This window comes from Glycomyces algeriensis, assembly GCF_027622855.1.
Lineage (GTDB): Bacteria > Actinomycetota > Actinomycetes > Mycobacteriales > Micromonosporaceae > Glycomyces > Glycomyces algeriensis.
Map to the genome: position 1 here is coordinate 625236 of NZ_JAPZVR010000002.1, position 12941 is coordinate 638176.

The 12941-nt window shown below is 69.4% G+C and carries 10 protein-coding genes; 5 read left to right on the forward strand and 5 right to left on the reverse strand.

What is annotated here, in order from left to right; translation table 11 throughout:
• The first annotated feature begins 140 nt into the window (after positions 1 to 140).
• Positions 141 to 1235: a hypothetical protein gene (locus tag O2L52_RS06100; RefSeq protein WP_270114445.1), complete on the forward strand. Its 1095-nt coding sequence runs from the start codon at positions 141 to 143 to the stop codon at positions 1233 to 1235.
• Between the two features lie 51 nt (positions 1236 to 1286).
• On the opposite strand, the gene O2L52_RS06105 is transcribed toward O2L52_RS06100, so the two are convergent.
• Positions 1287 to 5387: a DNA translocase FtsK 4TM domain-containing protein gene (locus tag O2L52_RS06105; protein ID WP_270114446.1), complete on the reverse strand. Its 4101-nt coding sequence runs from the start codon at positions 5385 to 5387 to the stop codon at positions 1287 to 1289.
• 74 nt (positions 5388 to 5461) lie between these two features.
• Here O2L52_RS06105 and O2L52_RS06110 point away from each other — a divergent pair, with 74 nt between their 5' ends.
• Both O2L52_RS06110 and O2L52_RS06115 read left to right on the forward strand, forming a co-directional pair.
• Entirely contained in the window at positions 5462 to 6163 is a 702-nt protein-coding gene (locus tag O2L52_RS06110) for an SDR family oxidoreductase (protein WP_270114447.1), read from the forward strand.
• 220 nt (positions 6164 to 6383) lie between these two features.
• Positions 6384 to 7058 (forward strand): hypothetical protein, encoded by a 675-nt coding sequence (locus tag O2L52_RS06115; protein WP_270114448.1) that lies wholly within the window; start codon positions 6384 to 6386, stop codon positions 7056 to 7058.
• Positions 7059 to 7234: 176 nt separating this feature from the next.
• On the opposite strand, the gene O2L52_RS06120 is transcribed toward O2L52_RS06115, so the two are convergent.
• The 3 genes from O2L52_RS06120 to thyX all read right to left on the reverse strand — a co-directional run bounded on the left by O2L52_RS06120 (position 7235) and on the right by thyX (position 10762).
• Positions 7235 to 8926, reverse strand: coding sequence for a ribonuclease J (locus O2L52_RS06120; protein WP_270114449.1), 1692 nt, complete (start codon positions 8924 to 8926; stop codon positions 7235 to 7237).
• The gene (gene dapA, locus O2L52_RS06125) at positions 8926 to 9819 is read right to left on the reverse strand and encodes a 4-hydroxy-tetrahydrodipicolinate synthase (protein WP_270114450.1); all 894 of its coding nucleotides are present in this window, start codon (positions 9817 to 9819) and stop codon (positions 8926 to 8928) included. The genes O2L52_RS06120 and dapA overlap by 1 nt, the downstream gene beginning before the upstream one ends.
• 190 nt (positions 9820 to 10009) lie before the next feature.
• A complete protein-coding gene (gene thyX / locus O2L52_RS06130; RefSeq protein ID WP_270114451.1) occupies positions 10010 to 10762 on the reverse strand; it encodes an FAD-dependent thymidylate synthase in 753 nt (250 codons plus the stop codon).
• Between the two features lie 206 nt (positions 10763 to 10968).
• Between thyX and O2L52_RS06135 the strand changes: the two genes are divergently transcribed.
• Together O2L52_RS06135 and O2L52_RS06140 are read left to right on the forward strand one after the other, a co-directional pair.
• Positions 10969 to 11460, forward strand: a complete 492-nt coding sequence (locus O2L52_RS06135; RefSeq protein ID WP_270114452.1) for a hypothetical protein — start codon at positions 10969 to 10971, stop codon at positions 11458 to 11460.
• Positions 11461 to 11471: 11 nt separating this feature from the next.
• The gene (locus tag O2L52_RS06140) at positions 11472 to 12293 is read left to right on the forward strand and encodes a DUF4097 family beta strand repeat-containing protein (protein ID WP_270114453.1); all 822 of its coding nucleotides are present in this window, start codon (positions 11472 to 11474) and stop codon (positions 12291 to 12293) included.
• 55 nt (positions 12294 to 12348) lie between these two features.
• Here O2L52_RS06140 and O2L52_RS06145 read toward each other — a convergent pair whose 3' ends face one another.
• Positions 12349 to 12858 carry a DUF2752 domain-containing protein gene (locus O2L52_RS06145; RefSeq protein ID WP_270114454.1) on the reverse strand — a complete coding sequence of 170 codons (510 nt, stop codon included), beginning with the start codon at positions 12856 to 12858 and terminating at the stop codon, positions 12349 to 12351.
• Positions 12859 to 12941: the final 83 nt, after the last annotated feature.

The following is a 12941-nucleotide window of genomic DNA, read 5'->3' on the forward strand; positions in this document are numbered from 1 at the left end:
TGACCGGCCTTACCCCAGACGCGTCGATCGACCGGTTATGAGTCGGTTACGGAGCGGACAATCCGGTCGTTTCAGTGCCCGTCTGCGCAGGGGCAACAGGGGATCGCCGCACGTGGTGGCCATACCTTAGGCTTGCGCTTATGTCCCCCAAAGACATCGCCCCAGCCCATCGCCGTGCCCGCGGTCCCCAGGCGATCCGCCGATCCGTGCTCGCGCTCTGCGCGGCCGTCGCGGTATCCGCTGTCGCCGCCTGCGGCGCCCCGCCCACCGGCACGCTCCATACGCGCGCCGGCTACACGCTCACCAGCAGCGAAGTCCCGGTCTCGGTGTGCCCCGAGGGGGACGCCTCGCGGTTCGCCGACGACGAGGGCCTGCTCATGGGCGCCCACTTCGCGCTCCGCGTCGAGTGCCTGGTCTCGTTCGAGGCCCTGCCCGAGGGCTTCCAGCTCGACTACCTGTTCGGCGAGAACCCGAACCTGTACTCGCCCCAGCCCGGGTACGAGTTCACGCTCGTCCAGTTCTCGCAGGAGCCGGGCGTCGAGGCGCCGTTCAACGCCGAGGCCGGGGAACTGGCCGCGACGCTGAAGATCGGCGACCACGCCTGGGACTTCGACGGCGAGGTGCCCGCCCCCGGCGAGGTCTTCCTCACGGTCGCCGAGAAGGACGCCCCGGTCACGCTCGAAGTGGTCGACGTCGAGCGCACCCAGACCATGGACCTGCGTGCGCGTACCCGCGACGGCCTCATCCAGGCGCTGTACACCGGCAGCACCGCGGCCGAGTCCGAGGTCGTCGAGGGCTCGGTGGACGGCTCCGCCACCCGCGGCAGCTACGAGTACAGCTTCGACGACTGGCGCTACCAGAGCCAGTTCTTCCTGTCCCGCGAGGTCTTCCAGCCCGGCGCGGGCTGGGTCGCCGAACCGGACCGGGCGCTGCTCACCGTCGAGTTCGGGTGGCTCCACTCGGCCAACGGCCTCGAATGGCCCCTCGACGTGAACGATGCGTTCAAGATCGCGGACGCCGAGGGCACCCTGACGCCGATCACGTCCGAACACGTGGACGAGGACCTGACCGACGCCGTCTGGCGCACGTTCACCCTCACGTACGACGTGCCCGCCGCCTCGCTCGACTACACGCTGAGCTTCCACCCCAAGGGACCGGTCAAGTGGCCCGCGGAGGACATCGACATGCCGATCAGCGGCGACAAGAACCACGAACTCGCCGTCAGCTTCGCCTAGCGACACGCCGAAGGGCCGGCCCGCTCCCGCGGACCGGCCCTTCGCTCGTCTTCAGCCCTGGAGCGAGGCGATGACACCGTCCAGCTCGTCGGGTTTCACCAGCACGTCGCGAGCCTTCGTCCCCTCCGAAGGGCCCACCACGCCTCGCGTCTCCATGAGGTCCATGAGCCGCCCGGCCTTCGCGAAGCCCACGCGCAGCTTGCGCTGCAGCATCGAGGTCGAACCGAACTGCGTGGTCACGACCTGCTCGATCGCCTGGATGAGCAGTTCGAGGTCGTCGCCGATGTCCGGGTCGATCTCGCGCGTCGAACCCGGCGTCGCGGTCACCTCCTCGATGAACTGCGGCTCCATCTGCGACTTCACGTGCTCCACGACCGCCTCGATCTCGGCGTCGCTGACCCACGCGCCCTGGATGCGCTCCGGCTTGGAGGCGCCCATCGGGAGAAACAGCCCGTCACCGCGGCCCACGAGCTTCTCCGCGCCCGGCTGGTCGAGGATGACCCGCGAGTCCGCCAGCGACGACGTCGAGAACGCCAGCCGCGACGGCACGTTCGCCTTGATGAGACCGGTGACCACGTCCACCGAGGGCCGCTGCGTGGCGAGCACCAGGTGGATGCCGGCCGCGCGGGCCAGCTGGGTGATGCGCACCACCGACTCCTCGACGTCCCTGGCCGCCACCATCATGAGGTCGGCCAGCTCGTCCACGATCACCAGCAGGTACGGGTGCGGACGCAGCTCCCGGCCGGACGCCGGGTCGGTCTTCAGCTCGCCCGAGCGCACCTTCCGGTTGAAGTCGTCCACATGCCGCACACCGGCCTTCGCGAGGTCCTCGTAGCGCATGTCCATCTCCTTCACCACCCACTGAAGGGCGTCGGACGCCTTCTTCGGGTTGGTGACGATCGGATGGACGAGGTGCGGCACGCCCTCGTAGTTCGTGAGCTCGACCCGCTTCGGGTCGATGAGCAGCAACCGCACCTGCTCAGGAGTGGCCCGCACCAGCATCGACACCAGCAAGGTGTTGATGAGGCTCGAGTTGTGCGTGGGAATCATCGACCGGCTCGCCAAGAACTGATGGCTCGGGCTGTCGACTTCGATGCACCGGACCGGAACCGAAGGCACCGGTCGGACATCGACAATGTACCGCTCGCGGGTGGTCGGCCGGGTAGAGGCGATCTGCCGGTCGGCTTTCCGGCTCAAGCGGAAGACTCGGTCCGAGGTGGTGAAAGAGACCGAATAGCAGACCGAGGTCTCCGGCTTCCGCCCTTTCACGGGCCGGGTTGCGACAGTCGCCTGGTACCCGAGGCTGTGCACTAGTTCAAGGAAGTCGTACGCCAGACGCCTGCTGGTCACGGCGAAGACGATGTTGCCCTGCTTCGAAACGGTCCCGTCCGTGTCGAGCAGGCCTGCCAGCAGCTCGCGCCGTTGCGGCTCGGATGCGCGCAGGTACTGCCCCGGGATGTGCTTGGACCCGATCGCCTTGAACAGCGCGCTCAGGGGGCGGTAGGGCTCGCTCGGCGGTGAATCGGGCTGAGCTCTGCCATTGCGGCCTACCGCGAACCGGCCCTTTGCAGCGGCCGCCACGGCGGAGATGCCGACTCCGGCATGACGTGCCGCTCGAACCGGACCGACGCCTTGCTCTGCCAGATCGATCGCCGCGTCGATCCGCCGCTCCCTTTCGGGGGCGTTCGAGATCGTGTAGTGGAGCTTTGCGCTCGGGTGCTTGGTGACAGCGTAGCCATCGGCTCGGATCCCTTCGAGGATCTCCTCATCCGCGGTGGTGAACTGGGCGGAGCCGGTCGAGCCGTCGCCGAGCCAGCATCCCAGTGTGTAGGGCTCGATCGGCAGGTCGGCAGCGGGCAGAGCCAGTGCCCCGGCTACTGCTACCGAGTGGTTCGCCCAGGATTGACCTCGCCCCTCCACCCGCACCGTGGCCGCGATCTCGGCGGTCGTCGAGATCTGCTGCCGCTCCTGGCGCCTCGCTGATCGCCCCGGCATCGAGACGCGGTCCGCCAGTGCCTGGTACATGGCGTGGCCGGATCGCACGGGCACACGCGTCCGGACGGTCTTCCCGCCCCGCTCGTAGAACGTGCTCGCGGCGCCTTCCTCCACCGGAATTTCCTTGACGACCTGGAAGAGGACATCCTTGTACCGGACACCGATGTCATCGATGACCTGTGTGGTCGACATCGGGACGTCCGGCAGCCTGAGGACCGAATGGGCGCGCGTCTTGATCCAGAGGATCTCGTCCTCGGACCAGTACGAATCATCCTTGCGACGCCGCGCTTTAGAGCGGTCAGAACGCGTCGTGGTCACCCACTGGTGCTCAGCATCCGCGATGATGACCGTTCCATCGGAAAACTCCACCTCGTAGCAAGGCCGGTCCTCCATGACCTCGGTAGCCGCGATGACCGTGCAGGGAACGCCGCACTCGTCGAACACACGGTCGCCGACTTGCAGCTCGCCCATGGTCGACCAGCCGCCGGGAATCGGAATCGGCTCAAATAGGGCCAGGGCTTTACCTGAGCCGGTTGCGCCGGCCACGAGCAAGTGCGGGGTCTTGGTCAGGTTGGTGAGGACGTAGCCGCCCTCGACGTCCTTGCCCAGGCCCACGATCATCGGGTGCGCGTCGGACTGCGCGAGCGGCGAGCGGAGCACGTCGCCCAGCGCCACGTCGTCGCGGTCGGTGTTGGGGATCTCGACGCCCACCGCGCTCTTGCCCGGGATCGGGTTGATGATGCGGATGTCCGAGCTCTTCACCGCGTAAGCGATGTTCTTCGACAACTGGATGATCCGCTCGACCTTCACCGCCGGACCCAGTTCGACCTCGTAGCGGGTCACCGTGGGGCCGCGCGTGAAGCCGGTGACCGCGGCGTCCACCTGGAACTGCGCGAACACCTCCTGCAGAGCGGCGATCACCGAGTCGTTGGCCTTGGAGCGCTTCTTGGCGGTCGGGCCGACCGGGAGCAGGTCCATCGACGGGAGCCGGTAGTCGCCGTCCATGGCCGCGCCGCCGTCCGAAAGGGTCGGCTGCTCGATCCGCTTGGGCGGCGGCGAGTGCTTCGGCGGTTCGCGCACCGGCTCAGGTTCGGCGATCGGGGTGTTGAGCGGAGTGGAGTCGCGCGCCGACACGTGCTCGGAGTTGAGCTCCGGCACCTCTTCGGGCGCCAGGCGCGGCAGCACCGTGGTCGGCCGGTGGACCCGGCGGGCCTCCTCCTCCTTGAGCCGCTTCGCTTCACGGCTCTCGGCGCGGGTCTTACGGGGAGTGGGCTCCTCGCCCTCCTCCTCGTCGTCCTCATAGGCGTCGACCCGGCCGGTCGCCAGGTCCCACAGGCGCCCGAGCTTGTACGGCACCTGGTTCAGCGGCGTCGCCGTCACCACCAGGACCCCGAAGAGCAGCAGCAGGATCAGCAGCGGGAACGCCACGTACGACGAGACGCCCAGCGCCAGGCCGCCACCCACGATCCAGCCGATCTGGCCGCCCGCGACCATCCGCTCGCTCATGTCGGACGGCAGGCCGGAGATCAGGTGCAGCAGGCCGAGGCTCGAGAGCCAGATCGAGGTCCAGCCCACCAGCGAGCGGCCGTGCGCCTCTTCGGGCGCCACCTGCCGCATCACGCGCAGTCCCCACAGGACCAGCAAAACCGGGAGCGCGCGGGTGGCCAGGCCGAGCAGCCAGTCGAGGATGAACGCGAGCCGCTCCCCGATCGGGCCGGCCACGTCGAACCAGACCGCGCAGGCCAGGACGATCGCGATGGCGATGAGGAAGAGCCCGAGACCGTCTCGACGGTGCGCGGGATCGATGTCGCGGGCCGTGGCGGCCTCCTTGCCTACGGAACGGGCCATCCAGCCCGTGGAGCGCGCGGTGCCGACCCAGAGACCGCGCAGGCCGAGACCCAGCGCCTCGAGCGGCCCCGGGACCGCGTCCATGCCCTTGCGCTTCGCGGTCGCCTTCTTGGCGGCCCGCTTGGCGGTGGTCTTTTTAGCGGAGGTCTTCTTCGCGGTCGACTTCGCCGCCTTGCGGGGGGCGGGCTTAGCGGGAGATCTGGCGGTGGAGGCGGCGGGCTTGCGGCGCGCCGCGGGTGCACTGCTCTTGCGGACCGCGCCCCCCTTGCGGGCGGCGCCGCCCGAACTGCCGCTCGTCCTGGCCATCATGCCCCATACGTTACCGCCCTCATGCCGAGCCGAGTCGGTCCGAAGGCAACCATGAAAACGGTTAATGTGACGGCATGTCGAAAACGATTCTGGTGACCGGCGCGGGCCGCGGGCTCGGGCGAACCCTGGCCTCGCAGCTCACCGCCCGCGGCGACAAGGTGATCGCGCACGCCCGCAGCGAGTCCGCACTGGACGGTGTGCCGCACGACCGGGCGCTCGTGCTCGACCTGGCCGAACCGGCGGCGATCGCGGACGCGGTGGCCGCGCTCGGCCTCGAACGACTCGACGCGGTGATCCACAATGCCGGGATCGCCCACATCGGCCCCATCGCCGAGCAACCGCTCGACCAGTGGGAGCGGACGCTCACGATCAACGTGACCGCCCCGGCCGAGCTCACCCGGGTGCTGCTCCCGGCGCTGCGCGCCGCCCGAGGCCACGTCGTCTTCGTCAACTCGGGCGCGGGGCTCGCCGCGGGCCCGAAGTGGAGCTCGTACGCCGCGAGCAAGCACGCGCTGCGGGCGCTGGCGGATTCGCTGCGCGGCGAGGAGCAGCCGAACGGTGTGCGGGTGACCAGCGTGTACCCCTCGCACTTCGCCACGGACATGCAGCGCAGCGTTCGGGAGCAGTACGGCGCGGACTACGACAGCGCTCGCGCCACGAGCCCGGAGTCGATCGCGCAGACCATCGTCGGTGTCCTCAACACCCCCGAGGACATGGTCGTCAACGAGATCCGAGTCGAACCGCCGAACCCGCTGCCGATCCGCGCGAGAAGCTAGCAAATACCGATTTAAAGTGATAAATCCCCCTTAAGGGACCCCTGGCACAAAAATACCTGATGGGTACGACATTCCGTCCACGCCCAGGTCAGCGCCTTGCCTCCGGGGAGGCGAGCGAACCTCGCGACTGGCAGGGACCCTTTAGGATGTGGAACGGCATGCCCATGCCCGACAAGGTGACCCATCCTCACCGTGATGCACAGTTAGGTGTGATCCTCCTTTGAGCGACCCCGCAGCCCACCCGCCGCATTACGCTTCTCAGCCCCAGCCGAGCCAGCCGCAGCAGCCGGTCTACCAGCAGCTCCTCCCGAGCGGCCCCGACCGCCCGACGCCGGTCGGGCTCGGCCTCGCCGGAGCCGGCCTGTTGCTTCTCGCGGTGGGCACCCTCATCCCCCAGATCTCGCTGAGCGGCAGCGACGCCGACGAGGCCGGCAGTTTCGGGCTCGGCACCGTCGGCGTCGAGCTCCCCGGCCTCACCCCCGCGCTCGTCCTCGTCGTCCTGGCCGGCTGGGCCGCCGTCGGCGTCAAGCCCGGCCTCCAGTGGGCCGCCAAGCTCGGCGGCATCGGCCTGGCCGCGATCACCGTCGCCGCCGCGTTGCACCCCGTCATCGAACTCAACCGCACCTTCAACACCGAGGGGTGGGAAGACCTCGATCTCGACGTTGAGGCCAGCGCCGGAGGCGGGATCTGGCTCTACATCCTGGCCGCGGGGCTCCTGGCCGCCAGCATCTTCCTGATGCGCTGGTCGCCTCCGAAGCAGCCCGCCCAGCAGCCGCAGTACGCGGCGCAGCCGTACCAGCAGCAGCCGCCGCCGCAGACCATGCAGGTGCCGGTCCAGCCCCAGCAGCAGCCGCCGCCGGGCAACGCTTGGCCGGGTCACAACCCGCAGCAGTAACGTCGAGAAAGCGGCGGGGCCACGCCCGAATGGGCGCGGCCCCGCCGCTTTGCGTTCGCTTGCTACAAGACTGCGGTCCCGCAGAATTCCAGACTGCGCCTCAGGCGTCCCCTCATACTCCGAGACTGCGCCTCAGGCGTCCTCACATACTCCAAAACTGCGCCTCAAGCGTCCTCTCATACTTCAAGGACGTGCGGCACGATCATCGGGCGGCGGCGGTAGGTGTCGTTGACCCACTTGCCGACCGTGCGCCGCAGGATCTGCTGGAGCTGGTGCGGGTCGGTGATGCCGTCCACCGCGGCGCGTTCCATGGCGTCGTCGATGAGCGGCAGGACCCCGTCGAAGGCCTTGGGGTCCTCGGAGAACCCGCGCGCCGAGACCGTGGGGCCGCCGACGATCTTGCCGTTCTCGGAGTCGATGACCACCGTGGCCGCGATGAAGCCGCCGTCGCCGAGCATGCGGCGCTCGCTGAGCACGGGCTCGCCGACGTCGCCCACGGAGAGGCCGTCCACATAGATCAGGTTGTTCGGGACGTGCCCGACGAGCCGCGCGCGGCCGTCGATCAGGTCGACGACGTCACCGTTCTCGATGACGATGACCTGGTCGGCCGGGACGCCGGACTCGATGGCGAGGCGCGCGTGCGCCTGGAGGTGCCGGGCCTCGCCGTGGACCGGGATCATGTTGGAGGGCTTGACGACGTTAAGCACGTACAGCAGCTCGCCCGCGGGGGCGTGGCCGGAGACGTGGACCTTCGCGACGTCCTTGTGGATCACGGTGGCGCCGGTGCGCGCGAGGCGGTTGATGACGCCGTACACGGCGGTCTCGTTGCCGGGCACGAGCGAGGACGCGAGGATGATCGTGTCGTCGGGCTCGACGGCGATGTGCCGGTGGTCGCCGGAGGCCATGCGGCCCAGGGCGCTCATCGGCTCGCCCTGCGAGCCGGTGGACATGTAGACGATCTCGTCGGCGGGCAGGCGCACGGCCTCGTCCATGCTGACGAGGAGCCCCTCGGGGACCTCCATGAGGCCGAGGTCGCGGGCGATCGCCATGTTGCGGACCATCGAGCGGCCGACGAAGGCGACCTTGCGGCCGTGGGCGTAGGCGGCGTCGAGGACCTGCTGCACGCGGTGCACGTGGCTGGCGAAGGACGCGACGATGATGCGGCCCTTGACGTCCTCGAAGAGCCGGTCGAGCACGGGCCCGATCTGGCGCTCGGAGGTGACGAAGCCGGGGATCTCGGCGTTCGTGGAGTCCGAGAGGAGCAGGTCGACGCCCTGGTCGCCGAGGCGGGCGAAGCCGGCGAGGTCGGTGATGCGGCCGTCGAGCGGCAGCTGGTCCATCTTGAAGTCGCCGGTGTGGAGCACCAGGCCGGCCTCGGTGCGGATCGCGACGGCGAGCGCGTCCGGGATGGAGTGGTTGACGGCGAGGAACTCGCAGCCGAACGGGCCGAGCTGCAGGGTCTCGTTCTCGGCGACGACGACGCCGGCGGGCTTGATGCGCCGCTCGCGGAGCTTGGCCTCGACCAGGGCGACCGAGAACCTGGAGCCGACGACGGGGATGTCGTTCTTGTGCTCCAGGAGGTAGGGGATCGCGCCGATGTGGTCCTCGTGGCCGTGGGTGACGACGATGGCCTCGATGTCGTCGAGGCGGTCGAGGATCTGCGTGAAGTCCGGCAGGATCAGGTCGACGCCGGGCTGGTCGACGTCGGGGAAGAGCACCCCGCAGTCGACGATGAGCAGGCGCCCTTCGTATTCGAAGAGCGTCATGTTGCGTCCGATGGCGCCGAGTCCGCCGAGGGGGATGACGCGCAGCGCCCCTTCGGGGAGGGCGCCGGGGGCGCCGAGGTTCTTGGGACGGGTCAGGCCCATCAGGCCTCCTTCAGGTCGGCGAGGGCGGTGGCGATATCGGCGGCGAGCACTTCGTCCGCGGGCAGGAGCGGCAGGCGGGGTTCGCCGGCGGGCACGCCTTGGCCGCCCAGTCCGGCCTTGACGGCGATGATCCCGGGTCCGCGTCCCATGAGGGCGGTGACGGCGGGCAGGAGCCGGTCGTTGATCTCGGCGGCCTTGGCGGTGTCGCCGTCGTCGTAGGCGTCGAACATGGCGTTGAGGTGCTTGCCGACGAGGTGGGCGACGACGGAGACGATGCCGACCTGGCCGGTGGCGTAGGCGGCGAGGTTGAGTTCGTCGACGCCGCAGTAGAACGCGAGGCCGGTGTTGGCGCGGACGCGCTGGGCCTTGGCGAGGTCGCCCGTGGCGTCCTTGACGCTGATGATGCGGGTGTGCTCGGCGAGGCGCTCGAAGGTGTCCTCTTCGATGCCGATGACCGAGCGCGGGGGGATGTCGTAGAGCATGACCGGCAGGTCGGCGGCGTCGGCGATCGCGGAGAAGTGGGCGACGACCCCGGCCTGGGTGGGCTTGTTGTAGTACGGGGTGACGAGGAGGAGCCCGTGGGCGCCGGCCTTCTCGGCTTCCTGGGCGAGGCGCACGGAGTGGCGCGTGTCGTAGGTGGAGGCCCCGGCGATGATGTGGGCGCGGTCGCCGACGGCTTCGAGGACGGTCTCGAGGACCTGGGTCTTCTCGGCGTCGGTGGTGGTGGGGGATTCGCCGGTGGTGCCGTTGACGACGAGGCCCTCGCAGCCCTGCTCGTCGACGAGGTGGCGCGCGAGGGCGGCGGTGCCGGGGACGTCGAGTTCGCCCGAGGGCGTGAACGGCGTGATCATGGCCGCGAGTGTTCGCCCGAAGGGGCGCGTTGCGTTGCGCATGTTGCTTCACCAATGCTTGGTCCGGCGGCCGGGGCGCCTGCGCCCGGCCGCTCGCTGCGTTTGTAACTGTCTCAAGTTTTTCCGCCGCGCCACCGCGAAACGGCGCTCAAGGAGCCCTGCGGGCCTTTGACCGGCCCTTCCGTGCTCCTTGCGAGCCGCGGCTCGGTGGTTTGGGGAGATGCCCGCGGCTCTAGCCCTCGGTGACGTAGGGGCTGGAGGCGACCTCGGTGCCGTCGTCGAGCTTCGTGATCTGGAAGTCGGCGAAGACGTTGGCGGCCTTCTCTTTGAGCTGCTTGAGGCATTCGACGGCCAGCGCCCGGATCTCGACGTCGGCGTGCTCGGAGGCGCGCATGGCGATGAAGTGCCGCCAGGCGCGGTAGTTGCCGGTCACGACGATGCGGGTCTCGGTGGCGTTGGGGAGTACTGCACGCGCCGCTTGGCGCGCTTGCTTTCGGCGCAGCGTGGGGTTGGCGACGTCGGCGAACTGCTTCTCGAGGCCTTCGAGGAGGTCGTTGTAGGCGCTCTGGGCGGCTTCGGCCGCGGCGAGGAAGCGCTGGTGCAGTTCGGGGTCGTTCGCGATGGCGTCGGGTTCGACCATGGCGGCGTCGCGCTCGGGGACGTAGCGCTGGGAGAGCTGGGAGTACGAGAAGTGGCGGTGGCGGATCAGCTCGTGCGTCAGGGAGCGGGAGATGCCGCTGAGGTAGAAGCTGACGGTGCCGTGCTCGAGGACCGAGAGGTGGCCGACCTGGAGGATGTGCTCGAGGTAGCCGGCGTTCGTGGCGGTCTTGGGGTTGGGCTTCTTCCAGGACTGGTAGCAGGCGCGTCCGGCGAATTCGGCGAGGGCTTGGCCGCCGTCGGCGTCCGTCTCCCAGGGGACGTCGGCCGGGGACTCGAAGTGCGTCCAGGCGATGAGTCGGACGTCCATCGGTACGATTTCGGGCATCCCCGCTCCCCCTCGTTTCGTGTTCGGTGCCTGTTACTGCTGGTTCTCGACTCCCTGAGGGTACTCGGCTGCGGAGTGTGGTCCGGCACGCGCCCGGCTTCGGGGGGTGTCGGGGCGGTGTGCGGGTGGGGGTGGTGGTTCGGATCGCACTGTCTGGTTTCAGAACGCCGCTTGACAGACGTCAGAAATGATGTCACCATGGTGTCATGGACTTGACGCCGTATATCGAATCGCTCCGCCGGAGCCTCACCGCTGCCGCCGCGCCCGGTGGCGAGGAAGCCGCGCGGACCGCTGAACTGCTGTCCGAGGCGCTCGACGCGGGGGCTCGCCTGGCGCTCATGGAAGCCCTTTCGGAGGCCGCCGCCGAGATCACCGCGGGCCTCGACCAGGCCGGTTCCTCGGCCTCGGTCGACCTGCGCGTGCGCGGCCGCGAAGTGGACCTGCGGGTGAGCGGCGGCGAGACCGCCGAGATCGCGCCGCCTCCGGCCCCGCCGGTGGACGACGACGTCGCCCGCATCACGTTGCGTCTTCCCGAGTCGCTGAAGGAGGACGTCGAGAAGGCGGCCTCCTCGGACGGCGCCTCGGTCAACGCCTGGCTGGTTCGCGCGATCAACAACGCGGTCCACATCTCGCGCACCTCGGGCCAGCCCGCCGGCGCGAAGTACAGCCAGCGCATCACCGGCTACGCCAGGGCTTAGGAGCACCGAGCATGAACGAGTACACCGAATTCACCCACGACGGGCCGATCACGGCGGCGATCACCCTCGCCGACGGCTCGGTCACCGTCACCGCCCACGAGCTCAACACAGTGCTCGTGGAGGTCAAGCCCGCGCAGCGCCGCACCGAAGGGGACGCCGACGCCGCCGACCTGGCGCGCGTCGAGTTCGAGAACGGGCACCTGCGCGTCGTGGCCCCGGAGAAGGCGCAGAACTGGTTCTTCCGCAAGGAGATCGGCGTCCACCTCTCGGTGAAGGTGCCGGTCCGCTCGGAGATCTCGGTGAAGACGACTTCGGCGCCGATCAGCCTGCACGGCAAGCTCGGCGCGGTCTCGATCAACACGGTCGCCGGTTCGGCGACGGTGGAGAACGCGACCAGCGTCCGCGCGAACACCGTCTCGGGTTCGATCAGCGTCATCGACGCGGTCGAGGACTTCCGGGCGAACACCGCTTCGGGCCAGGTGCGGGCCGACCACGTCGGCGGGGACTTCTCCGCGAAGACGGTGGCCGGTTCGATCACGGCCGAGCGGCTCGACTCGAACGCGAACGTGAACACGCTCTCGGGCGGGATCGAGCTGAGCGCGCTCCGCTCCGGTTCGGTCAAGGCGAACACGGTCTCGGGCCGGATCAGCCTCGGCGTGATCCCGGGCACGGACATCTGGGTGGACCTGGACGCCAAGGCGGGCTCGGTCACCTCGGAGCTGGCCACGGGCGACACCTCGCCGGCGCCGTCCAGCACCGGCACGAGCCTCGAAGTGCGGGCCCGCTCGGTCTCGGGCGACATCTACCTGCACCGCGCGAGCGCTTACGCGTAAAAGCTGCAACCCAACACCCACATGAGGCCCGGCCGCTCGCGCGGCCGGGCCTTTCTCATACGTAGAAGAAGCTGAACGGCTCCCACGGCAGGTTGCGGGCGACGAAGAAGACGCCCCAGACGATGAGGAACGCGGTGAGGGCGTTCGGGGTGAGGTGGAAGGTCGGGAGCCGCCAGGTGCGGCGCGGGACGAGGCGCGGCAGGGCCCAGGCGAGGTACATCCAGGCGATGAACGGGGCGGCGAAGACGGCCATGAGGTGGTGCCGCGCGGCCTCGGGCAGGTTGAGGGTGACGAGGTAGTAGAACGCGCGGGTCCCGCCGCAACCGGGGCAGTCGAAGCCGGTGGCGATCTTGAACAGGCAGGTGCTGGGGCCGGTGTTGTCGGTCGGGTCCGTGACGACGATGCCGGCCGCGGCGGCCGAGAAGCAGCCGAGGATCGCGAGCGGCGCGAACGCGGGGTGCCCGAGCACGCCGGCGACCCAGCGCTGGACCGGGTTGCCGCGCTTGGGTTCGGGCGGGCCCTGGCTCGGCTCTGACGCCAGCGTGGCCTCATCGACTGCGCACACATCGCCTCCTCCCCGACAGCCTAACGGGAACGGGCGAACGGGTCGGGTTCGGCGGGTACGGCCGGAGAAATCGGGGGCTCGAG